This window comes from Streptomyces abikoensis (assembly GCF_014648775.1).
Lineage (GTDB): Bacteria > Actinomycetota > Actinomycetes > Streptomycetales > Streptomycetaceae > Streptomyces > Streptomyces abikoensis.
The window spans coordinates 1,092,441-1,115,075 of the sequence record NZ_BMRT01000001.1 but is presented as its reverse complement, the minus strand read 5'-3'; the positions used below and the strand labels follow the sequence as shown (position 1 = coordinate 1,115,075).

At 70.4% G+C, this 22,635-nt stretch carries 20 protein-coding genes and 2 pseudogenes; 9 read left to right on the top strand and 13 right to left on the bottom strand.

Annotated elements, in window-relative coordinates:
- Nucleotides 1-277 precede the first annotated feature (277 nt).
- From IE096_RS31225 to IE096_RS04780, 6 genes and pseudogenes are all read right to left on the bottom strand, one after another.
- Nucleotides 278-500: pseudogene (locus IE096_RS31225) on the bottom strand (UTP--glucose-1-phosphate uridylyltransferase); the annotation flags it as partial.
- Nucleotides 501-886: 386 nt separating this feature from the next.
- Entirely contained in the window at nucleotides 887-2,110 is a 1,224-nt protein-coding gene (locus IE096_RS04800) for an acyl-CoA dehydrogenase family protein (RefSeq protein ID WP_189448650.1), read from the bottom strand.
- Nucleotides 2,111-3,172 (bottom strand): class I SAM-dependent methyltransferase, encoded by a 1,062-nt coding sequence (locus IE096_RS04795; RefSeq protein ID WP_229819915.1) that lies wholly within the window; start codon nucleotides 3,170-3,172, stop codon nucleotides 2,111-2,113. It lies immediately after the preceding gene.
- Nucleotides 3,090-4,382: a tetratricopeptide repeat protein gene (locus IE096_RS04790; protein WP_189448649.1), complete on the bottom strand. Its 1,293-nt coding sequence runs from the start codon at nucleotides 4,380-4,382 to the stop codon at nucleotides 3,090-3,092. Before IE096_RS04790 ends, IE096_RS04795 begins: the two co-directional genes overlap by 83 nt.
- The gene (locus IE096_RS04785) at nucleotides 4,358-5,482 is read right to left on the bottom strand and encodes an MFS transporter (RefSeq protein WP_189448647.1); all 1,125 of its coding nucleotides are present in this window, start codon (nucleotides 5,480-5,482) and stop codon (nucleotides 4,358-4,360) included. The genes IE096_RS04790 and IE096_RS04785 overlap by 25 nt, the downstream gene beginning before the upstream one ends.
- Before the next feature lie 41 nt (nucleotides 5,483-5,523).
- Nucleotides 5,524-6,771, bottom strand: coding sequence for an ATP-grasp domain-containing protein (locus IE096_RS04780; protein ID WP_189448645.1), 1,248 nt, complete (start codon nucleotides 6,769-6,771; stop codon nucleotides 5,524-5,526).
- Between the two features lie 1,040 nt (nucleotides 6,772-7,811).
- On the opposite strand from IE096_RS04780, the pseudogene IE096_RS04775 reads away from it, so the two are divergent.
- The 4 genes and pseudogenes from IE096_RS04775 to IE096_RS04760 form a co-directional block, all read left to right on the top strand.
- Nucleotides 7,812-8,726: pseudogene (locus IE096_RS04775) on the top strand (alpha/beta fold hydrolase); the annotation flags it as partial.
- A gap of 87 nt (nucleotides 8,727-8,813) precedes the next feature.
- Nucleotides 8,814-9,881: a carboxymuconolactone decarboxylase family protein gene (locus tag IE096_RS31960; protein WP_308430321.1), complete on the top strand. Its 1,068-nt coding sequence runs from the start codon at nucleotides 8,814-8,816 to the stop codon at nucleotides 9,879-9,881.
- Between the two features lie 55 nt (nucleotides 9,882-9,936).
- Complete coding sequence (locus IE096_RS04765) at nucleotides 9,937-10,584, top strand: MBL fold metallo-hydrolase (RefSeq protein WP_189448643.1); 648 nt, start codon at nucleotides 9,937-9,939, stop codon at nucleotides 10,582-10,584.
- Between the two features lie 80 nt (nucleotides 10,585-10,664).
- The gene (locus IE096_RS04760; protein WP_189448641.1) at nucleotides 10,665-11,444 is read left to right on the top strand and encodes an exodeoxyribonuclease III; all 780 of its coding nucleotides are present in this window, start codon (nucleotides 10,665-10,667) and stop codon (nucleotides 11,442-11,444) included.
- An 83-nt stretch (nucleotides 11,445-11,527) separates the two neighbouring features.
- Here the strand turns inward: IE096_RS04760 and IE096_RS04755 are convergent, their stop codons facing one another.
- Nucleotides 11,528-13,573, bottom strand: coding sequence for an SGNH/GDSL hydrolase family protein (locus IE096_RS04755; RefSeq protein WP_229819914.1), 2,046 nt, complete (start codon nucleotides 13,571-13,573; stop codon nucleotides 11,528-11,530).
- 165 nt (nucleotides 13,574-13,738) lie between these two features.
- On the opposite strand from IE096_RS04755, the gene IE096_RS04750 reads away from it, so the two are divergent.
- Entirely contained in the window at nucleotides 13,739-14,179 is a 441-nt protein-coding gene (locus tag IE096_RS04750; RefSeq protein ID WP_189448640.1) for a DUF6278 family protein, read from the top strand.
- 77 nt (nucleotides 14,180-14,256) lie between these two features.
- On the opposite strand, the gene IE096_RS04745 is transcribed toward IE096_RS04750, so the two are convergent.
- Nucleotides 14,257-15,072, bottom strand: coding sequence for a GntR family transcriptional regulator (locus IE096_RS04745; RefSeq protein WP_189448638.1), 816 nt, complete (start codon nucleotides 15,070-15,072; stop codon nucleotides 14,257-14,259).
- A gap of 232 nt (nucleotides 15,073-15,304) precedes the next feature.
- Here IE096_RS04745 and IE096_RS04740 point away from each other — a divergent pair, with 232 nt between their 5' ends.
- From IE096_RS04740 to IE096_RS04725, 4 genes are read left to right on the top strand one after another with little or no spacing between them, the layout of a single operon-like run.
- Nucleotides 15,305-16,072 (top strand): amino acid ABC transporter ATP-binding protein, encoded by a 768-nt coding sequence (locus IE096_RS04740; RefSeq protein ID WP_189448636.1) that lies wholly within the window; start codon nucleotides 15,305-15,307, stop codon nucleotides 16,070-16,072.
- Between the two features lie 15 nt (nucleotides 16,073-16,087).
- The gene (locus tag IE096_RS04735) at nucleotides 16,088-17,005 is read left to right on the top strand and encodes a glutamate ABC transporter substrate-binding protein (protein WP_189448634.1); all 918 of its coding nucleotides are present in this window, start codon (nucleotides 16,088-16,090) and stop codon (nucleotides 17,003-17,005) included.
- 17 nt (nucleotides 17,006-17,022) lie between these two features.
- The gene (locus IE096_RS04730) at nucleotides 17,023-17,667 is read left to right on the top strand and encodes an amino acid ABC transporter permease (protein ID WP_189448632.1); all 645 of its coding nucleotides are present in this window, start codon (nucleotides 17,023-17,025) and stop codon (nucleotides 17,665-17,667) included.
- Nucleotides 17,664-18,542 (top strand): amino acid ABC transporter permease, encoded by an 879-nt coding sequence (locus IE096_RS04725; protein ID WP_189448630.1) that lies wholly within the window; start codon nucleotides 17,664-17,666, stop codon nucleotides 18,540-18,542. The genes IE096_RS04730 and IE096_RS04725 overlap by 4 nt, the downstream gene beginning before the upstream one ends.
- Nucleotides 18,543-18,553: 11 nt before the next feature.
- Here the strand turns inward: IE096_RS04725 and IE096_RS04720 are convergent, their stop codons facing one another.
- The 5 genes from IE096_RS04720 to IE096_RS04705 form a co-directional block, all read right to left on the bottom strand.
- Complete coding sequence (locus IE096_RS04720) at nucleotides 18,554-19,744, bottom strand: globin domain-containing protein (RefSeq protein WP_189448629.1); 1,191 nt, start codon at nucleotides 19,742-19,744, stop codon at nucleotides 18,554-18,556.
- 122 nt (nucleotides 19,745-19,866) lie between these two features.
- Complete coding sequence (locus tag IE096_RS04715) at nucleotides 19,867-20,319, bottom strand: RrF2 family transcriptional regulator (RefSeq protein ID WP_189448627.1); 453 nt, start codon at nucleotides 20,317-20,319, stop codon at nucleotides 19,867-19,869.
- Between the two features lie 120 nt (nucleotides 20,320-20,439).
- The gene (locus IE096_RS04710; RefSeq protein ID WP_189448626.1) at nucleotides 20,440-20,730 is read right to left on the bottom strand and encodes an SH3 domain-containing protein; all 291 of its coding nucleotides are present in this window, start codon (nucleotides 20,728-20,730) and stop codon (nucleotides 20,440-20,442) included.
- A 60-nt stretch (nucleotides 20,731-20,790) separates the two neighbouring features.
- Complete coding sequence (locus tag IE096_RS31205; RefSeq protein ID WP_229819913.1) at nucleotides 20,791-21,381, bottom strand: NADPH-dependent FMN reductase; 591 nt, start codon at nucleotides 21,379-21,381, stop codon at nucleotides 20,791-20,793.
- A 37-nt stretch (nucleotides 21,382-21,418) separates the two neighbouring features.
- Complete coding sequence (locus IE096_RS04705; protein ID WP_229819912.1) at nucleotides 21,419-22,630, bottom strand: FAD-dependent oxidoreductase; 1,212 nt, start codon at nucleotides 22,628-22,630, stop codon at nucleotides 21,419-21,421.
- Between the last annotated feature and the right edge of the window lie 5 nt (nucleotides 22,631-22,635).

Below are 22,635 nucleotides of genomic sequence, written 5' to 3'. Positions count from 1 at the left end.
CGCCCACCAGCAACCACGCACGCCTGGGAACGTCACATGGAGAGAGGCGTCCCGTTGCCTCGTTCAACCTGCTTGACCTGCGGCCTTACGCGTCAGCGCAACGGCGTTGTTCTCATCTCCCTTCGGGCGCCTCCAGCAATGACACGTCCGCCCGCACCACGGACGGACGGCACCTTCCTGCTGACGGGCGCGCGCACCCGCGTATCGCCCTCACCCGCAACCCCTGCTCGAGTAGCAGGTGGCGAGCCGCGGGGCGTCGTCGGCCAGGGACGGGCGCTCAGGGCGGCATCTCCTGGCGCACGAAGGCTCTCAGCCAGGATCTGAACCCGGCCCCCAGGCCCTCGTGTTCGGCGGCGAGCCGGATGACGGCCCGAAGGTAGCCGATGCGGTCCCCGGTGTCGTAGCGGCAGCCGGAGAAGACCACGCCGTTGAACCGGGCCGCCGGGCCCAGGGCCCTCGGCCAGGCTCTGCACGGCGACGGTGAGTTGGATCTCCCCGCCGCCGTGAGTCTTTGCTCAACTGGATCACGCGGCTTCGCGCCCCGGTACGGCGGCAGCAACGTCGCGCCGATGGAAGCCGCCCCGTCCCAGGCGTCGCCCTTCTTGTGCAGGGCGGAGTCCCGTTCGTAGTGGCGATCGAAGTGGACTTCCGGGGGGGGGGGGGCGTTCGTTGTGGCCGGGTCACCATCAGGGCGTCGGTCAGGCCGGCCGCGACGGCCTCCTCGACCACGTACTGGATGGTCAGCTTGTCGGCGACCGGGAGCATTTCTGCGGCATCCCGCGACACCTTGGAACGCCGTGGTCCACGAGCTGCGAAACTCGGGCGTAGAGATCGGCGCACGGGCCGACCGGTGACGCCCGTCGGGCGTCACCGGCGTCGATGTCCCCTACGCAGTCGCCGTCTTGGTGGTGGTGGGGATTCCCACCTGCCAGTCAACGGGCGGCAGAGTACCGTTGAGAAGCCAGTCGCCAATGGCCCGCTGCTTGAATATCACAGGGTTGTGGCTGGCGACCGTCCTTGAGTTGCGCCAGTGCCGGTCGAGATCGCTACCGGTACTCGTCGCCGAGGCGCCAAGCGCGTTGAACAGCAGGGTCGCCGAGCGCGGTACCAACTCGGAAAGCATCACCTGCGCCTGCTCGGAGCGGATTTCCGCCACAAGATTCGCCTCGCGATCCTCCTCTGAATCACGTCCGGCAACGCCCGTCTCCGAGGCCCACTGCAAGGCCTCCGCCACGCCTCGGGTCAGAGCCCGCGCCGTATAGGCTATGGACGAAATCTCCCCCACGAGCGATTGGATATTCGGGTCGTCCTTGGCGAGCTCGGCGGAGCTGTGCGAATAGTTGCGTTTGCGATTTCGCACCGCCTCTGTAACTTCTCGCTCAACGGCGACTGCTATGCCCGCTTGCACGACGAGCAATATCCACTGGTAGAGCGCTGCTTGATAGCGGATGCGCTTCTCGAAGGGGGCGACATCCCGAGGGTCGACACTCGCCTCGTCAAGGAGCAACGTGCCCGTACCCGTAGTGCGCTGGCCGAATCCGTCCCAATCGTCATGAACCGTGACGCCCTTTTGATGCATCGAGACGAATCCAGCCACGCTCTGTCCCTCGTGGATTCCCGATACATCCGCCCAATCCGCGAAGATGGAGCCGGTCGTGTAATGCTTCTTGCCGGAGACCGTCAGCTCATCGCCTTTCCAGGTGAAGAGCGTGTTCTTCTGCCCCATCGTGGTCGGCCCCGCTTCTGCCCAGGCGTTGCCCACCACCTCCCCATCAAGTAGCCGGCCGAGCCACAGCTTGCGATAATCGTCGTCGGGTCGGTGCACCATGTCCTCGACGAACGCGATGTGGCCGCGAAAGATCTGCGGAATGTTGGAATCGGCCGCAGCCAGCTCGACGAGCACGTCTCCCCACTCGGGAATCGTGAGTCCGTCACCGCCACATTCCTTCGGTATGCGCAGCCGGCTGAAACCTGCGTCGGCTACGGCACGCACCTGCTCTCGCGGCAGCTCTCGGTTGAGATCACGCGTAATCGTGCCCTCGGCCAGGCTTTTCGCCACCGCCAGCACACTTTCCTTGGCCGATGCGGTGCCAGGGTTTTCGGGTGTCATTTACCTGGCCCCCTTTACGGGCTTCCGCACGACCTGCAATGTCGAGTTGCCGAAGGCTTCCGTGTCGGTGTCGAGGCGTGCGAACTCTTCAAAGCCCGCGGCGGTCAACTCGGAGAGCAGCGATTCCGGGGAACGCTCGGAGTAGTGCAACACCTCAAGGTCGATGGACTTGCGCTCGCCATCGATCTCGACGTAGCGCGTGATGGTGCGCCCCGGCACCAGGTCGGCAGCGATGGCATCGTAGTTCTTGATGGTGTGGAAGCCACGGCCCCATTCCGAGGCACAGTGGTCAACAATGAAGTGGCCACCAGGACGCAGCACGTCGAAGACACGGGCGATGTGACGCGCCCGGTCCTCCGCCCGGTCGAGCATGTGCAGCGCACCCATGTTGAGGGCCAGATCGAAGGACGCCGCCGCCACATCACGCAGGAAGATTATGTCCTTCTCGATGAATCCATCGGCGGGAAGCCCCTCCTCCCGCGCCCGTCCGCGCGCCTTTTCCAGGGCACTGTGTGAAACGTCAAAAGACGTTACGCTGCGACCGATTTGGTTGCGCAGGAGAAAGAGGCTGTCGCGCCCTTCGCCTGTGCCCAAGTCCAGAATGTCGCCCTCGAATATCTCCGGGTGCCGTGCAAGGATCTCGCGCAGGCTCGTGTTCTCGGAGAGTGCCTCCCAAGATGTCGCGCCGTGCTCGTAAACCTTTGCGTAGCGGTCTTCATAGCCGAAGTAGTAACCCTTCTCCGCAGCGTACTTCAGCATCGCGGAGACAACCGGGTAGTCGGCCGGGATGGTACATCGCTGTGGCTCCACTGTGCCGTCGAGCATGTACTCCGTATGCGGCTGAATGGCCGTCAGTAAGAGCTTCTCCCCCGCCGTAATATTGATCTTCTCGCCGACTCCGATGACCGCCACGCCTTCGCGCAACTCCTCCTCGGAATAACCATCATCGGGCAGACGGAAGAAGCCGAGCCTGCCTCGCTTAACCGTCAGCGATGCCGGCTCCGGAAAGTCGAGCTGCACCAATTCCTGCGCGTCCTTGAGGACGGTGAGTTTCTGATTCATTGTTCATTCCTCCATGCGTTCGTGCGTGGGTGTGAGAACTGAGGAGGTCGCGGGGGTTGCTGCCGCGGAGATGGGTATCGGCTGCATCTCGGGTCCAATGAAAGACGCTTTGCTGTAGCTTGCTGCCGCCGATACGCAACTGCTTCTGCTTCAGGGCCGAGCGCATGACCCGCGCGGAGGTCGCGTAGTCGCGCTGCGCGAAGGCTGCGATGCCATCGAAGAGCGGTCGGCACACCGAGTGGAAGAACTCCGGCGACTCTCGAGCGCGGCAGGAAGCCACGATCCTGTCGAAGAGGCGGTAGTCTCCGGCCTTCGCGAACGCCATCGCAGCGTGCAGATCGTTGAAGATGTAATTGGGGCCTTCCGCATAGGCAGCCCATGCCGCCGCAAGCGAGGACCAATGGGGCACCAGCATCTCGGAGAGCTCCTGCCCTCCCAGAATCTCCAGCCGCCACAGCAGCGCGACCGCATCGAGGTCTTCCCAGGCTCCCGCCCTCGTCTTGCGGCGCACCTCCAACTGGTAGCAGCGCAGGGCCTCATCCAGTTCACCCTCACCGAGCAGCCCTATGGCGAAGTGCCACCACATGTGGATGCGCATCGGTTCTGCCGCTCCCCAGCCGTTGGAGTAGCGGGAGATGGATTCTTTCGCCGCCGCGTTCTCGCGCAGCCTTTGCAGGACATGCACTTTGGCATGCAGTGCGTAGACGTCATCATGGTTGATGCTCATCGCGCGCTCCGCGGAGGAGATCGCGTCAGAATAGTGCCCGCATTCCTCCAGAGCGAAGGCGAAAAGGCCGTCGCTGAGGCCGGCGGCGCGGCGAGACATCGTGGGTCTCAGCTCGGTGAGGACGCGGCCCGTCTCAAGAAGTCCCTCGTTGTCGCCCAGGGAGAAATCGGCCATATGGGCGAGAAAGCCGGTGAGCAGCGCATGCTCTCCACGGGAGTTCTGCAGACTGCTCGCCAGCATCTCGCGAGCGCTCAGCAAATCCCCACGTGCCCAGCTCAACACCGCTTCGCGAGTGGTGCGGAACTCGGGGGCGAGGGCGCCGGGCGCAATACCTTCAAGGATTTCGATTGCCTTACGACATCGCTCTGCCTCCATATTGGTGACGCCTTCGGCGGCGACGACGAGTCCGTGGAACGGATCGGCGTCTCGAATGGTGCGGGGGTCGAGGCGCAGGGCCACTAGGTCTTCAACGATGTTTTCCATATCCGAATCCCTTGAAACGAATAGGACATGACGATGACAAGCAGGAACGGCGCAACCCACACCAGCGGTTGGGCCGCGCCGGAGACGAGGAAGACGACAGTCAGGATGGGAATCGCCGCGGCATTGCCGAGGGCGACCGCCTGACTGGTAACGGCGGAGTCGTAGTGGGTGGCGGTGTGCTCCCGCAGCGCAATGCGCAGCGCGCCGAAGCCGGCCCCCAACGCGAAGGTGGAGAGCGCCATCGTGACCACGGCGGCTCCACCCGTCGGCAGCGCCCACAGGACCCCACCGACCAGGGTGCAGGCAGTCACCAGCGTCGAGAGCCTTGCGGAAGGCAGCTTCGCGCGGGCCGACACGACACCTGCGACGATGACACCGATTCCCAGGAAGGCGTCGACGATGCCGACCGCGACAAGGCCGGCACCGCGGTCACTGACCTGGAGCGGCAGCATCAGATTGAACGCGCCGAGCACTGGCCAGACGAGCGCGAACGTGGCGATCAGACGCAGCGGAGCCGCAGGTTTCGCCGGGGGAGCGGCCGCAGCCTCGTCATCTGTGCCGGCGACCACAGCGGCACGTACGCCCGCCCAGCTGAGCGCAGCAACCAGCAGAAAGCCTGCCGTCAACGCCCGCACGATGCCGCGGGTGCCCACCACTTCGATGATCGCGGGGGCCAGCAGCGGCCCGATCATCAGGGCCGCCTGATTGCCCGACATGGTGACGGAGCTGGCCCACGACACATCCTGCCGCCGCTTCTCCTCGTTGAACCAGCTTTCCCAACTCGCCTCCAGGGCGAAGAAGCCGATCCACATGAAGAAGTTTGCAACGACCAGCACGGTGGTGTTCTCCATGAGAAAACTGACCACGAGCGACACCAAGGCCACATAAAGCAGCGACAGCACAGTGAGGCGCTGCCCCGACATCGTTATGCGGCGGGTCACGAGCGGCACCGCCAGCGCCGGCACGTACGACAGCAGCGTCGAAATGGCCAGCCGCCAGTAGCCGCCACCTTCCGCCGTCGCGATCTGCCAGTTGATCACCATGAGGAAAGTGCCAGCAAAGAAGCGGTACAGAGTTGAAGCAATGGTATAGCGGATCATAGATGTCCCGGCGAGACCTTCCTCATTTCGCTAATTTCTGATCACCCGAAGATTTCGTCGGACAGTTTGTCCGCGATCTCGACGGGCAACGTGGTGCGCTCGGTGAAGATTTCGTCCCACACCATTTCGGCCACGCCGTCCCGGGTGCTCCAGTCGGCGACAGGCTTCACGACATCACCAGGCTTCTTGGACACGAAGACGGAGACCACGCTCTCGGGGAGCTTCTCCGGAATCCTTACCGAGGTGATCTCCCCTGGCTGTGCCTTGAGGAATGCCACGGCACTGCTGCGGACGGGTTCGCTCTGCACCAGCGGGAAAGGGTCGACTCCCAAGTAGGAGGCCACGTGCAGGGTGTAGGGGTTGTACCCGTAGGCACGCTCCACCTGGTCCATGATGCCGTCACCGCCGGGACGAGCCGCCGCCTCGATGAGCCACGGATCACCCTTGCTGTCGAATTTGATCTCGACGTGCGCGATCCCGCGATCGATTCCGAGGGTCTCGCATGCCTTCTCCGCCAAAGTCGTCAACGCCGGGTCGCCCGTACGATGGCTGGGCACGAGGTGCCCCACCTCGGCGAAGACAGGAGGTGCCGAAAGATATTTTTCGGTGACCGTGAGCGTCTTGCGCCGATCGCCGTGGCACAGCACCTCGACGGAGACTTCCTCCTGGGAGTCCACGTATTGCTCAACCAGGTAGCGGGTGCCGTCGATGGGGAAATCGTCGCGGTAGCGCTCGATGTGCTCCACCGAGGCCGCGAATGCGGCAATCGCCTCAGCGCGTGTATGAGCGAGGCTGACCCCGCCGCTGCCACTGAAGTCGGCGGGCTTCAGCACGACGGGGAACCCGATCTCCTCGGCCGCCGCGAGCATCTCTGCCTCAGACGTGACGGAAATGGAGCGCGGGGTCGGCAGATCCGCCGCCTCGAAACGTGCCTTCATCGCGTACTTGTCGCGTGTGACATGTGCCGAATCGGCCGAGAGGCCAGGCAGCCCGTACTCCTTCGCGACGGCACTCGCCGACGGCACACCCCAGTCGTTGATCGGTACGACTGCCGCAAGATCCCAGCCGCGCTGCTTCCACTCGGCCACCGCCGCGAGCACGGAATCGGCGTAGCCGTCATCCGCCGCTATCACTCGGTCGAAGAAGCGCTGCGGGCTACGCAGCGGATCGAGTCCTGTTATCCACACAGGCATGGAACTCGCGTCCTTGGCGCCCGAGAAGGAGCGCTCGCGTAAGAACTGGCTCGTACCGAGCCCTAAGAGAAGAACGTATGATCGATTCGTATCCATGTGATCAGGTTTCCGTCGGTTCGGTTACGGGATGCGCGGAGGTGGCGGTCGCCGTCGGTGCAGGGGGTGTTGGAGGAGCGCGAGCGGGTGACGCCGGCCGGGACGGAGGGCCTGCGTGGTCAACCGGAGGAGCTTCAGGCGGCGATGGCTGAAGCGGAGGGGGGTTATTGGTGCCGCTGCGTAATCACCAATGAGCATGCCCCAATCGAATGGGGTGGGCGCGGGGAGTCGTCCCAAGCCGGCTTCGCTGCACGCTTGACGGCCTCCGCGAAGTCAATGTGGTTCATGCCATTGGGTGTTGGCCCAAGCATAGGCGCACAGTGACGCCTGATCAAGGGTCGCCCTCCTACCAGGACAACACGGGTCTTTCCCTGTGTTGAGAGAGCGTTTACGCAGGTCAGGCCCGGTAGGAGCGCAACGGAAGAACGGCTGGACGCTGGCGGAAGCGGTCGGCGACAAGGGGTCGCGAGGGATGCGGCGCCTGCTGAACTCGTACCGCGGGGACGCCGATTGGCTGAGCGTCTGGTCGGGCTCCCAGACCCATGCCATCGCCGTGGCCTGCGTCCCCCGTTCGTGGCGGTGCTGTTGATCGCCACGTCCGTCGTTGTGGCGGGCGCGCGCTCGTACGCGGCGATCGGGGAGCGGGCGCGCAGCGCCCCGCAGGGGCCCCGGCCCGGCGCAACGGCTCGTGGAATGTCATGCTCCGCAGCTGCTTGATGTGGTGGGGATCGGTCCGGTCGCGGCCGTCGCTTTGCTGATCACGGTGGGGGACAATCCGGGACGCCGGCAGTACCGTCGCCTCAACCGTGGTGGCGACCGTCAGGCGAATGCCGCGCTCCATCACATCGTATTCACCCGGCTGCGGGTCGACCCGCGCACTCAGGAGTATCACGAGCGTCGGATCAAGGATGGTAAGACCCGTCGCGAAATCGTCCGTTGCCTCAAGCGCTATGCGACCCGAGTGGTCTTTCCCTGGATAGACAGCTACAGCCAGGACCCCGCTCATAGGGGCTGTCGTGACAGATGAGAGGGTCTGGCGGGTGAGTGAGACACCGGCGAACACCCTGCAATACCGCTCTGACGGGCCGGAAGACGCCCCGGTCCTGGTCCTGGGCCCGGCCCTCGGTACCACATGGCACATGTGGGACCGCCAGGTACCCGAGCTGACCCGCCGTCGGCGCGTCATCCGCTTCGACCTGCCGGGACACGGTGGCGCCCTCGCGCAACCCGCCGCCACGATCGGTGAGCTCACCGACCGGCTGCTGGCGACGCTCGACGCGCTCGGTGTCGACCGCTTCGCGTACGTGGGCTGCTGCGTCTCCGGCGCCATCGGCATCGACCTCGCCCTGCGCCACCCGCGGCGGCTCCTCTCGCTCGCCGTCGTCGGTTCCGCCGCGCACTTCGAGGCCGCGCCGCGCGGCGGGATGCGCGCCGCCGACGTCCGGGCCGGTGGCCTCGAACCGGTGGCTCGGACGGCACCCGAACGCTGGTTCACGCCCGCGTTCGCGGGCGCCCAGCCGGCGATCGTCGACTGGGCCGTCCAGATGGTCCGGACCACCGACATGGCCTGCTACGAGGCGGCGTGCGAGGCGCTCGCCGCTTTCGACGTCCGCGCCGAGCTGGGCCGCATCGACCTGCCGGCGCTGGTCATCGTCGGCGCGGACGACCAGGTGACCCCGGCCGCCGACGCCCGTGTTCTCGTCGCGGGCATCCACGACGCCCGCCTCGCCGTCGTCCCGGGAGCCCGCCACCTCGCCCCGGTGGAACAGCCCACGGCCGTGACGGACCTTCTGGCCCGACACTTGCCGGGCCCACAGGGGGTGCCGGGCCCGCAGGGCGGCGCGCAGGGTCCCCAGGGCCCGGTAGCCCGGCCGGCTTCGGGCCCCGTCTCCGCCCCTGCCTCCGTCCGGGCTGCGGCCCCGGCCTTGTCCGAGCCTGCCCCGGCGGAGAGCCCTGGGGCGAACCCGTACCGCACAGTGGGCCCGACGGGGGCTGCTGGCGCACCCGGCAGCGGGAATCCGTACGTGGACGGCGGGCGTGGGATGGGCCGCGCTGGCGGAGACAGCAGGTCCGGCGACGGCGTCCTGCCGGGCGTCGGTGCCCCGGTCGGCAGCGCAAGCCCGTACGCGGACGGCGAGCCCGGCGGGGAAGGCGCTGCCGGAGGCGGTCGGACCGGCGAGGGAGCCCCTGGCGGCGGTAGCGGGAGTCCGTCCACGGGCGGTGGGCGCGGTGAGGATCGCGCTGGCGGAGTTGGTCGCTCCGGTGATGGGGCCCCCGGTGAGGGGGATACCCACGGGGGCGCGGCTCGTGCGGTCGACAGCGGAAACCCGTACAACGACACCGTCCGGATCACGGAACGCGCTGTCGGAAGCGGTCGGGCCGGGGGCGGTGGGGCGTCGTACGCCGACACCGTGCGCATCGGTGCCCGTGGCGCCGGTGCCGCCGATGGCGTCGGTGCCGCCGGAGGGTCGGCCCGTGACGAGGGGCCCGTCACCGGCCCTGACGCGGCCCGCCCGTCCGCCGGCGGCGACCCGCAGCGCTCCGCCACCCCGGACGGGAATCGCGCTGGCGGAGTCGGTGGCTCCGGCGATCGGGCCCCCGGTGAGGGGGATACCCCGGCCGGGCCGCCACGTGCGGTCGACGGCGGAAATCCGTACGCGGACGCCGTGTCGAGCGTGGGCCGCGCTGGCGGAAGCGGCGGGCCGGACCCGGCACGCCATGCCGACCCCGCCGGAGGCGGCCCGCACGCGCGCGGCCTGCGGCTGCGCCGCGAGGTGCTCGGGGCGGGCGACGCGCTCGCGCGGCACCTCGACCCCGGCGACTTCTCCGCCGACTACGAGGACCTCGTCACCCGCGTCGCCTGGGGCGACGTCTGGTCGCGCCCCGGGCTCGACCGGCGGACCCGGTTCCTCCTCACGCTCACCGCGCTGACCGTCGGCGGCCACCTTGACGAACTCGCCACGCACACCCGTGCCGCCCTGCGCGGCGGCGTGAGCCCGGACGAGATAAAGGAAACGTTGCTGCACGCGTCCCTCTACTGCGGTCTGCCCGCCGTCGGCCGGGCCTTCGAGGTCGCCCGCCGCGTCGTCGCCGAGGAAACGGACGCGTAGTAACAGGCGTGTAGTGACAGGCGTGTAGTAAGAGGCGCGTAGCAAGATGGTGGGCATGAAGCTGACCAAGCAGAGCCACGCCTGCATCCGGCTGGAGAAGGACGACGGCCGCACCCTCGTCATCGACCCGGGAGGGTTCAGCGAGGCGGACGCCGCCGTCGGGGCGGACGCGATCCTCGTCACCCACGAGCACCCGGACCACTTCGACGAGGGCCGGCTGCGCGCCGCCCTGGACGCCAACCCGGCCGCCGAGCTGTGGACGCTGCGCAGCGTCGCGGAGCAGGTCTCGGCGGCCTTCCCCGGCCGGGTGCACACGGTCGGGGAAGGCGACGCGTTCAGCGCCGCCGGCTTCGACGTCCAGGTGCACGGGCAGCTGCACGCCGTGATCCACCCGGACATCCCGAGGATCACCAACGTCGGCTACCTCGTCGACGGCGCGCTCTTCCACCCCGGCGACGCGCTGACCCTCCCCGGGCAGCCGGTCGAGACGCTGATGGTCCCCGTCATGGCCCCCTGGAACAAGGTCGCCGACGTCATCGACTACATCCGCGAGGTCAAGCCGCGCCGCGCCATCGACATCCACGACGCGCTCCTCACCGACCTCGCCCGGCCGGTGTACGACCGGATGCTCGGCCCGGACGGCCCCGGCGTCGCCGGGGCGGAGCACTCCCGGCTCGCCGCCGGCCAGAGCGTCCGGCTCTGACGAGGGGCTCCGACGGGCCTCTGACCTGCGCGGATCCGCTCGCACCCCGCGCTGTCACACCCGGCCGTTAGGGTGGCCGCATGCGCATCGCCACCTGGAACGTGAACTCGATCACCGCCCGACTGCCGAGGCTCCTGGCCTGGCTGGAGAGCAGCGGCACGGACGTGCTGTGCATCCAGGAGACCAAGTGCTCCGCCGAGCAGTTCCCCGCCGACGAGCTGCGCGCCCTGGGCTACGAGTCCGCGGTCAACGCCGACGGCCGGTGGAACGGCGTGGCCCTGCTCTCCCGCGTCGGCCTGGAGGAGGTCGTCTCCGGTCTGCCCGGCGGCCCGGAGTACGACGGCGCGCAGGAGCCCCGCGCGATCTCGGCGACGTGCGGCGGCGTCCGCGTCTGGTCGGTCTACGTGCCCAACGGCCGCGAGGTCGGCCACGACCACTACGCGTACAAGCTCCGCTGGCTGGAGGCCCTGCGCGACGCGGTCGTGGCCGACGCCACGGGGGAGCGGCCGTTCGCCGTCCTCGGCGACTTCAACATCGCCCCGACCGATGACGACGTCTTCGACCCGGCCGTCTTCGAGGGCGCCACGCACGTGACGCCCGCGGAGCGCGCCGCGCTCGCCGCCCTGCGCGACGCGGGCCTGTCGGACGTCGTCCCCCGCCCCCTGAAGTACGACCGCCCGTACACCTACTGGGACTACCGCCAGCTCTGCTTCCCGAAGAACCGCGGCATGCGCATCGATCTCGCCTACGCCAACGCGTCCTTCACCGGCGCCGTCAAGGACGCCTACGTCGACCGCGAGGAGCGCAAGGGCAAGGGCGCCTCCGACCACGCCCCGGTCGTCGTCGATCTGGACGTCTGAGGGACGCCCCCTTCCGAGGGACGCCCCCCCCGCCGAGGGCCGGGCCGCCCCCCCGTGGGCCCGGGCCGCCCCCGGCCCTCGGTTCAGATCAGTTCCCTCAAATCGATCGCCTCGCTGAACGCCCGCATCCCCGCGTCGTTGGGGTGGAGGTGGTCGCCGCCGTCGAAGCGCGGCAGCATGCGGTCGGGCCGGTCCGGGTCGCGGATCGCCGCGTCGAAGTCGAAGACGGCGTCGTAGAGCCCCAGCCCCGCCCGGATGTGCCGGTTGACGGCGACGCGGTACGACTCCGCCTCGGCCGTGCAGTCGAAGAAGCCGCCGCACGGCGCGATGGTGGCCACCGCCACGCGCATGCCCCGCTCGTGGGCGGTCGCCGCGATCCTCTTCAGGGTGGCGATGACCTCGTCGCCCGTCGTCCCGGCGCGGATGTCGTTGACGCCCTCGAAGACCACGACGGTCCGGGCGCCGGTCTGCGCCAGCACGTCGCGCTCCAGCCGGTGCTCCGCGCTCACCCCGCTCAGCACCGAGCTGGCCCCGGTGCCCGGGTAGCGGTCGGTCACGACGCGGTTGCCGGAGATGCCGTGGTTGAGGACGCCGAAGCGGGGCACGTCCCGCTGGGCGCGCAGCCGCCGGGCCAGGAGGTCCGGCCAGCGCCTGTTCGCCCCCGGCGTGGAACGCTCGCCGTCGGTGATGGAGTCGCCCAGGGCGACCACCGAGCCGGGGCCCCCGGCCACGTCCACCCCGGTCAGCAGGGGCCAGCTGGGCAGCGCGGTGCCGTAGGCATCCCCGCCCCGCTCGGCCGTGCGGTCGCCCGCGCCGTCGGCGCTGAGGTAGGAGGTCTGGCTGGTGTAGCTGTGCACGGGCAGGGCCCGGACGGTCCCCGGCAGGTGGATGCTCACCAGGAGGTCGGTGTCCGGCGGCACCCGGAAGCCCACCGGGTCGCTGAACTGCTGGGCCCCGGCCGGGAGTTCCGCCCCCGAGCGGCCCCCGAAGGTCAGCGGCACCGGCCGCCCGGCCGTCGCCGCGCCCTTGCCCCGCAACGCCACCGTCGTGTGCCCGATCCGGACGGGGGCGGGGGAGAAGGTGTTCTCCAGCCGGATCCGGGCGCGCGGCCCGCCCGCGCTGCTGTGCACGACCAGCCGGAGTGTCCGGTCGGTCCACGGGCCCACCGTGGTGTACCCGGACGTGGACGCCGCCCAGGTACCGGTCCACCCGTTCGAGGGACCGCGCAGGGCGAGGGAGAAGACGTGCAGCCCCGCCTCGCGGCCGGCCTTCGGCAGGATCACGGAGGAGACCTCGCGGCCGCGGTCGACGGGCACGGTCACCGCGTACAGCCGGACGGTCCCCGCCCGCCGGCCGTCGGGCGTGTTGCGGTGGGGGAGGCCCAGGAGCTTGGTGGGGAGCGGTCCGGTGCGCCAGTCCGGGGCGCGCAGCCGGTACGTGCTCCGGGAGCCGTCGCGGTAGCGGACGAGGCCCGTCCCGGCCGCGCCATCACGCGTTCGCGCGCCCGGGCCGCCGCCCGCCACCAGGAACGTCAGGGCCTCGCCGCGCCCGGTCAGCCGTACGGCCTGGCCGTCCGCCAGGACGTTGTCGGGGCGGCCCGGTGCCGTCGCGGGCCAGCGCAGCGCGGCGCCGTCCACGGCGATCGTCCGGCCGGGGGTCCAGCCGGCGGCCCTGAGCTCCTGGGCGGAGAAGGAGTCGCCCCGCCCGTCGAAGTCCGCGGCCCCTGGGTGGGCGTCGTCGCTGACGCCCCGGTTGTCGAAGAGCCGCTCCAGGGGGAGCGGCTCGCCGTCCGGCGCGGCGTCGCCGAGGAGGACGGGATCGGGCACCGGGTCCGGTGCGGGGTCCGGTGCGGGATCCAGCGCGGGGCCGTCGGGCCTGGTGGCGTCCGGCCGGCTGGTGTCCGGTCCGGCGGTGTCCGCCGCCGTTTCGGCGCGGTCCGGGCCCGGGTCCGCGGTCGCGGGGAGCGCGCCCAGGCCCAGGGCCCAGGCCGCGGCCGCCGCGACGACACCCGTCGCGACCGTCCGGCGGGCGGCGGCGACCGGTCCGACCGGTCCGGCCGGTCTGTGACGTGTCCTGCCGGGCGTCCCGGTGGACGCCCCGCGCTTCGAGGTCCGGAGCATGCGCGTCATGCCTCCCAGCGTTACCCGCTCCGCGTGGGGCGGGATCGTGTGGCAGGGTCGTGTGGCGGGATGAAGCTAAGGAGACGGCTGGGGAACGTCAAGGAAGCCGCCCGGCCACGTCGTTCACCGCGTGCCGGTGGTGGGGCCATCCGTGCGAGTGAGATCCTGCGCGGTATGAACATTCCCTTCTTGGACGGCTGGCGCAAGCGGCACGGTCAGTCGCACGGTGCGGTGCCGCCCGAGGTCGCGGACAGGGACCCGGAGGGCCTGGCCGAGCTGCTGGCCGAGTGCGAACTGCTGCGCGCCCAAGCGAAGTCGGCCGGTGTCGCGCTCGACGACGCGCCGTCGTCCCTGGAGGCGCTGGACCAGCTCCAGCCGCGCTGGCGCGACGACCCCGAACTGCTGCCCTGGCTGGGCAACGACGCGGGGCTCTACCTGGGCACCGTCGTCGTCCGTACGGTCCGGGGCGCCGGCTGGTGGCTGCGGCAGGACGGCCAGCCGGTGGTGCGGCTGGCCGGCGGCCGGGAGATCGACGTGGTGGCGGCCGGTCAGGCGTGGGCGGCCGAGGGCGCGCCGGAGCTGTCGCAGCTCTACGCGGAGCTCGCCGAGACCTGACGCCCACCGAAGCGAGATCTGGTGCGCCCACCGAAGCCAGACCTGACGCCCGCCGAAGGCGTCCCCGTGAACGTCCGTCAGCTCGTGAACGCGATGGTGTACTCCAGTCGCCAGCGGTCCGCGCGGACCACGATGTCCGACGTCTCCACGGCCCGGTCGTCGCCGTCGAAGTGGGTGCGCTCCACGACGGTGACGCACTGGCCCGCCGCGCACCCCAGTGCCTCCGCCTCCGGCGTGGTGGCCGGGCGGGAGCCCACCAGCTCACGGGCCCTGACGACGCGGACGCCGATGGCGGCGAGCCTGCCGCGCACCCCGCGCCGGGCGTAGGGGCCGCGCTCGGGGAGGGCCACGTCGGTGCCCTCGGTGATGGTCAGCGGCTCCCAGCTGGTGGCGAGCTGTACGGGGTGCCGGTTTGCCAGGTACTCGTACTGGGTGCACAGCACGGGTTCGCCGGTGCCGATGCCCAGTCGTTCGGCGATCGGGGCCGGGGCGGGCGTCTCGCTGGAGGTCGCCTCCCACGTCAGCGTGGTGTCCCGGCTCGGCGTGCTGTCGTCGCCCGGGCCCGGGACGGGCGCGCCCGGCGCGCCCCTGCCGCCGTAGCCGTAGCAGCGGATCTGCGCCGCGAAGGGCGAGTCGACCGCCCCGGTCGAGCGCAGCAGCGTGCCCAGGGGCGCCCGGTCGGTGACGAACACCCCCCGCCCGAACTGCCCCTCCGCGTAGCCGGCCGCCTTCAGCACCCGTACCGCCCGGTCCACGGTCTGATCGCTGGCCTCGTACGCGCGTTTGAGCTCGGAGCGGGACGGGATGCGGTCGCCCACGGCGAGCCCACCCTCGTCGATCCGCCGCCGCAGGTCGTCCGCGATGCGCAGATATACGGGCCTGCTGTCGCCCACGTGGGGCTCCCTTCCCCCTCGGTTCCCCCGTCCGGACCCCACAGGCTAGGTACCCAGGCTGGGTCTGTGTACCTAGGAGGTACCGGGCGGTACCTAGGGCAAATGGCGGCTCGCGCCGACCCGTTCCGGTGCCATCCCCGCCCCGGCCGTGTGTCACCGCCGGGGCGCCGATTCCCGGCGGAATACGGTGCGGCGACCGCCGGAGCGCCGAGAGCGAGTGGGTAGGACTGGTATGGCCGCCGAGCCATTGAACGAGCCGCTGAACGAGCCGTTGATCGAGCTGCGTGACGTCAACAAGCACTACGGGAAACTGCACGTGCTGAAGGACGTCAACCTCACCGTCGGCCGCGGCGAGGTGGTGGTGGTCATCGGCCCCTCGGGCTCGGGGAAGTCCACCCTGTGCCGGACCATCAACCGCCTGGAGCCGGTGGAGTCCGGCACCATCACCCTCGACGGGCAGCCGCTGCCGGAGGAGGGCCGGGATCTCGCCCGGCTCCGCGCCGAGGTCGGCATGGTCTTCCAGTCCTTCAACCTCTTCGCGCACAGGACCGTCCTCGCCAATGTCTCCCTCGCCCAGGTCAAGGTGCGCAAGCGCGGCAAGGAGGAGGCCGACCGGCGCTCGCGCGAACTCCTGGAGCGGGTGGGGCTGCTGGCCCATGCCGAGAAGTACCCCGCCCAGCTCTCCGGCGGCCAGCAGCAGCGCGTCGCCATCGCCCGCGCGCTGGCCATGGACCCCAAGGCGCTCCTCTTCGACGAGCCGACCTCGGCCCTGGACCCCGAGATGATCAACGAGGTGCTGGAGGTCATGCGGCAGCTCGCCCGGGAGGGCCGGACGATGGTCGTCGTCACCCATGAGATGGGCTTCGCCCGCTACGCCGCCAACCGCGTCGTCTTCATGGCGGACGGCCGCATCGTCGAGGACCGCACGCCGGAGGAGTTCTTCACCGCGCCCGAGAGCGAGCGCGCCAAGGACTTCCTGTCCAAGATCCTCAAGCACTGAGGGGGCCGGCCGACCATGGGACGTCGCCTCACCGCCTCCGCCGCCCTCGCCGTCACGGGCCTCGCCGCCCTCCTCTCCGCCGCCTGCGGCAAGGAGGGCAGCCCGCCCGTCAAGGGGCCCAAGCCGGCGGCGCTGCCCGTCTACCACGTCGCGCAGGGGTTCCGGCTGCCGGACTCCGCCACCTGGCGGGCCGCCGAGCGCCGCGGCCACCTCGTCGCCGGCGTCAAGGAGGACCAGCCCTACCTGGGCCAGAAGGACCCGTCGTCCGGCGTCTACTCCGGCTTCGACATCGAGATCGCCAGGATGATGTCCGCCTCCCTCGGCTTCGACCCGAAGACCCTCGCCTTCCGGACCATCGCCTCCGCCAACCGCGAGACCGCCCTCCAGAACGGCCAGATCGACTACTACGTCGGCACCTACACCATCAACGCCCTGCGCAAGAAGCAGGTGGGCTTCGCCGGGCCGTACTTCATCGCCGGGCAGGACCTGCTGATCCGCAAGGACGAGAAGGGCATCGACGGCCCCCAGGACCTGGCCGGCAAGCGTGTCTGCTCGGCGGCCGGCTCCACCCCGCTCCGGCGCATCGAGACCGACTACCCCAAGGCCCACGCCGTCGCCTACGACACGTACTCGATCTGCGTGGACAATCTCCTCAGCCTCCAGGTGGACGCCGTCACCACCGACAACACCATCCTCCTGGGGTACGCCGCCAAGGCCCCCGAGGAGCTGAAGGTCGTGGGCCGGCCCTTCTCCCAGGAGCCCTACGGCATCGGCGTCCCCCGCAACGACACGGCCCTGCGCCTCGCCCTCGACGACGCCCTCGTGGCCCACGAGAAGAACGGCGACTGGACGAAGGCCTACGACGCCACCCTCGGCCTGTCCGGGCACCCCGCCCCGCGGCCGCCCGCCGTCGACCGCTACCCGGCGGGCTGAGGAGGACGAGAACCGGTATGAACGTACTCACCGACAACTTCGCCCTCTACGGCAAGGGCTTCCTCGGCACCGTCGAGCTCACCGTCTACGCCTCGCTGCTCGCGCTCGTCCTCGGCTTCCTCATGGCCTCCTTCCGCGTCGCCCCCGTCGGCTCGCTGCGCGTCTTCGGCACGGTGTGGGTGACGGTGCTGCGCAACACCCCGCTCACCCTGCTCTTCTTCGCCGTCCTGCTGGGCCTGCCGCGCTTCGGGATCGTCCTGCCCTTCCAGCTCTTCGCGGTCCTCGCCCTGGGCTGCTACACCTCCGCCTTCATCTGCGAGGCGCTGCGCTCCGGTATCAACACCGTGCCGACCGGGCAGGGCGAGGCGGCCCGCAGTCTCGGCATGACCTTCGGCCAGACCCTCGGCGCCGTCGTCCTGCCCCAGGCCTTCCGCTCGGTCATCCCGCCGGTCGGCTCCACGCTCATCGCCCTCGCCAAGAACTCCGCAATCGCCGGCTCGTTCAGCGTCACCGAGCTCCTCGGCACCTACAAGACGCTCAACGAGCTCGGCTACAGCATCGTCTGGTCGTTCATCTGGATCGCCGTCGGCTACCTCATCATCACCCTGTCCATCAGCGCGCTGTTCAACGTGCTGGAGAAGCGCTGGGGAGTCGCCCGATGACCGCGCACGCGCCGGCCGCCACCGCCCTCTACGACGTCCCCGGCCCCCACGCCCGCCGCCGCCACCTGCTCTACGGGCTGGCCGCCACCGCCGTCATCATCGGGATCGTCGCCTGGGGCGTCGTCCTCCTCGTCGACACCCACCAGTTCACGGCCGCGAAGTGGGCCCCCTTCGAGTACAAGGGCGTCCAGGAGCTCCTGCTGCGCGGTCTCGCCAACACCCTGCGCGCCTTCGGCTACGCCGCCGTCCTCTCCCTCGCCCTCGGCGGCCTCCTCGCCTGCGGCCGGCTCTCCGAGCACCGGCCGCTGCGCTGGGCCGCCACGCTCGTCGTGGAGTTCTTCCGGGCGATGCCCGTCCTGGTGATGATCTTCTTCGTCTTCGTCGCCCTCAAGGTCCAGCCCCTGCCCGCCCTGGTCACCGGCCTGACCCTCTACAACGGCTCGGTGCTCGCCGAGGTCTTCCGCACCGGCGTCAACGCCGTCGACCGCGGCCAGCGGGAGGCCGCGTACTCCCTGGGCATGTACAAGACCCAGGTGATGACCCACGTCCTCGTCCCCCAGGCGCTGCGCGCCATGCTGCCCACGATCATCAGCCAGCTGGTCGTCGCCCTGAAGGACACCTCGCTGGGCTTCCTCATCACCTACGAGGAGTTCCTTCACGCCGGCAAACTGATCGCCAGCAATCTCGACTACGACCTGCCGTTCATCCCCGTCGTGATGATCATCTCCCCGATCTACATCGGGATGTGCATGCTGCTCTCCTGGCTCGCCACCTGGGCCGCCAAGCGCCAGCGCCGCAGCCCCAAGACGGAGGCCGTCGAGGTCGCCCCCGCGGAACCGGTCACCATGATGCCGGGCACGGGGGCGCACCCCTAGGGGCTGTCGCCCTAGGCGTCCGCTCCCAGCCACAGGTCCGGGCCGAAGACCTCGTAGTGGATGTCGGCCGGGGCCACGCCCGCCGTGAGGAGCTGGGCGCGGGTCGTCTTCAGGAAGGGGAGGGGGCCGCAGAGGTAGGCGACGGTGCCGGTGGGGATGTCGAGGGTGGTGAGGTCCGCGCGGCCCGTGCGGTCGGCGGGGTGGGTGGCCTCCGGGTGCTCGTACCAGACGTGGGCGGCGGCGTCCGGGAGCTTGGCGACGAGCTGGTGGAGGTCGGCGCGGAAGGCGTGGGTGGACTCGCTGCGGTCGGCGTGGACGGCGAGGACGCGGCGGGTGGCGCCGGTCGCGGCCAGGTGGGAGAGCATGCCGATCATCGGGGTGCAGCCGATGCCCGCCGAGGCCAGCAGGACGGGGGAGTCGCCGTCGGCCAGGGTCACGTCGCCGAAGGGGACGCTGACGGTGAGGGTGTCGCCCACGGCGACGTGGTCGTGGAGGTGGTTGGAGACCTCGCCCGCGGGGTCGCCGGTCACGCGCTTGACGGAGAACTGGAGGGCGTTGTCCGGGTGGCCCGAGAGGCTGTACTGGCGTATCTGCCGGGCGCCGTCGGGGAGGGTCACCTGGACGGAGACGTACTGGCCGGGGCGCGCGGCCGGGAGCGGGCGGTGGTCGGACGGGCGGACGAGGAAGGTGGTGACCTCCGGCGTCTCCGCCCGGCGGGCGACCACGTGGCAGGGGACGAAGACGTCGGCGTCCGGGGTGCCGGCCTGCTCGTAGAGGCGGGCCTCCAGGGCGATGAGGGCGTTCGCCATCAGCCAGTAGACCTCGTCCCAGGCGGCGGCGACCTCCGCGGTGACCGCGTCGCCCAGGACCTCGGCGATGGCGGCGAAGAGGTGCCGCTGGACGATCGGGTACTGGTCCGGGGTGATGCCCAGGGAGGCGTGCTTGTGGGCGATGCGGGAGAGCATCGCGTCGGGGCGGGTGTCCGGGCGCTCGACCAGGGCCGTGGCGAAGGCGGCGACGGCGCCCGCGAGGGCCTGCTGCTGGCTGCCCTCGGCCTGGTTGCCGCGGTTGAACAGGTCGCGCAGGAGGGCCGGGTGGGCGGTGAAGAGCTTGTCGTAGAAGAGCGTGGTGATGTCACCGATCGCGCCGCCGACGGCGGGCAGGGTGGCACGGACGATCTCGGTCGACTTCGGGGACAGCATCTGGGGCTCCTCCTGCGATCCTTGAATTGGTATCTGAGATTCGTATTTTTGGGTGTGAGGGGGCGAGGGGGTGGGTGTGAGGGGGCGAGGGTGTGAGGGGGGGGTGGTGCGGGCTCGGGGCTCTACTGCTCCGGGCGGGTGGTGAGGGAGAGGAGGAGCGGGCCCGTCGGCGGGGCCGTCAGTTCCTCGATGGTCAGGGGGTCCAGCGTCGCGAAGAACGCCTCCTGGGCCTCGCGCAGCGCTCCGCGCAGCCGGCAGGCCCCGCGCAGCGGGCACGGCGGGTCGTCCTCGCAGCCGACGACGTCGCCCGTGCCCTCCAGCTCGCGCAGCAGGCGGCCGACCGACCACCCGCGCCCGGCGGGGGTGAGGGCGAGCCCGCCGCCGCGACCCCGGCGGGCCTCGACGACGCCCAGGTGCTGGAGGCGGCTGACCACCTTGGCGGCGTGGGTGTACGGCACGCCGACGGCCCCGGCCACCTCGCGGGTGGTGGGCGCCGCGGAGTCCCCCGCGTCATCCGTCACGGCCAGGCGCATGGCGATGCGCAGGGCGATGTCGGTGCTCTTGGTCAGTCGCACATCGCTCACCCTAGTTAATGCGAGTTTGAGAGTCCAATTAAAGGGTGCGCGAACAGCGCGTGCGGCCGCGCACGGGGGCGGCGCGGCGACACGCGCTGTTCGTCGAGGTCAGGCGGCGCCTCAGTGCTCGGCGACGACCCGGGCGACGGTCTCCTGGTCGAAGTTCACGGCGCTGCACCAGCCGCCCATCGCGAGCTCGAACCAGATGTCGCTGATGATCACGCCCTTGGGGTTCTCGCCCTCGACGACCTCGTCGCCGGTCACCCAGCCGACCGCGTCGTAGCTCACGCCGTCACCGGGCAGCAGCAGCTTCTGGACGGGGCTCTCCAGGGACGGGCCGGAGCGGACGTTCGAGTCGCGCCAGATCGGGCCGATGGAGTAGGGCTGTGCGGGGGCGTCGGCTGCGGACATGTTCTGTCTCCCTGAATCTCAAGTGGTAAGTGGTGGAAAGGCGGTGAAGTGCTGTCAGGCTCAGGCCGCGGCCGTTGCCGGGACGCGGTCCTGGTCCATCGCCCGGGCCCGGCTCACCGTCAGCACCTGGGAGATCATTTCGATCATCTTCTCCCGGTGGTGCGGCTCGCCCGGGGTGCCCTCGGCGCTCAGCGAGCCCGCGTTCGGCAGGACCACCCCGAGCGGGGTCGGCCAGGCGCGCAGCGAGTGGCCGATGGTGCGCAGCGTCTCCAGGGTGGTCACCGCGCCCTGGGTGCCGGCGCCGACGGCGACACAGCCGATGGCGCGGCCGTCGAGGAACGGCCGGGGCCCGGCGAGGTCGTTGACGAAGTCCAGGGCGTTCTTCAGCAGGCCCGACAGCGTGCCGTGGTAGGTCGGCGAGACCAGGATCACGCCGTCGGCCCGGCCGAGCTCGTCGAGGAACTCGGTGATCCCCTCGTGGTCCCCGGAGATCCCCGGCCGGTAGAACGGGAAGTCGATCTCCCCGCCGGTGAACGTCCGGGCGGTGGCGCCCTGTTCCCGGCACTCCCGCGCGCACCAGTCGGCGATGCGGTCGGAGGTCGACCCGGCCCGGAGCGACCCGCTGATCAGTACGATGTGTGGCGTCTGCACGCTGCGGCAACCTTCCATGAAGTGTGTGCTGTGTCCCTCAGCCGGCTGCCGGCAGGGGCTGGGTGGCTTCGAGCCGGATGTCCTCGGGACGCCAAGCGACGACGTCGAAGATCGCCTCGTCCTTGCGGCCGTGGGACCGCATGAAGTCGTTCCGCGCGCGCTCCTCGTCCCGGCTGGCGCCCTGGTCGAGGGCGCCCTGGCGGCGCGAGTGGAGCACGACGGCGGAGGTCCGCTCCAGGCGCTGCTCCTGGTAGACGCTCAGGGCGGTGTCCACGTCCTGGTGGGCGCCGAGCGCGGCGGCCAGCGTGACCGCGTCCTCCAGCGCCATGTTGGCGCCCTGGCCCATGGCCGGGACCATGGGGTGCGCGGCGTCGCCGAGGAGGGCGACCCGCCCGTCGACCCAGTAGGGGGCCGGGTCGCGGTCGTGGATGTCGGTGACCGCGACGTCCTGCGGGTCGGCGTCCAGGATCAGCCGCCTGAACGGCTCGTGCCAGCCGTCGAGGGCCGCCACCAGCTCCTTCAGGGCCACGTCGCGGCCCTTCGCGGGCCACACCCCCGGCTCGGCGGTGATCTTCGCCGCCCAGTACATCGTGTCGGCGCCGACGGGGGCGACGAAGAGCTGGATGCCCCGCCCGTTGGCCACGAACGGCCGCGGGTAGAGCGGCGATCCGGTCGTCCGGCCCCGGACGGAGGTGTAGCCGCGGTACGTCGGGGCGCCGTCGCCCAGCATCGCCTGCCGGATGACGGACTTGATGCCGTCGGCCGCCACCAGGAGGTCCGCCTCCAGGGTGTTGCCGTCCGACAGCCGTACGCTCACCCCGTCCGCGCGGCCGGTGTGGCCCTCTACGGTGGTGCCGAGCCGCAGGACCGTTCCGGCGGCGAGCGCCTCGTCGAGCAGGGCCGTCTGGAGGGCCGTGCGCAGGATCGGGATCTGCGGGGCGCCGAGGCGCTCGCCCATGTCGCCGATGGGCTCCTCGGAGAGGGTGTTCCCGGCGGAGTCCATCAGCAGGCGGACGTCGCCGGGGACCGTCGGGTGACCGGTCGCGCGGACGCGCTCTCCCAGGCTCGGGCTGATCGCGTCGAGCGCCCGGACGCCGTTGGCGTAGACCATCAGCCCGGAGCCGACGTCGCCGATGTGCGCGGCACGCTCGACGACCGTGACGTCCAGACCGGCGCCCGCCAGGGCCGCGGCGGCGGCGAGACCGCCGATGCCACCGCCGGCGACGATCACTGTGCGCTTGCGCTCCATGCTCG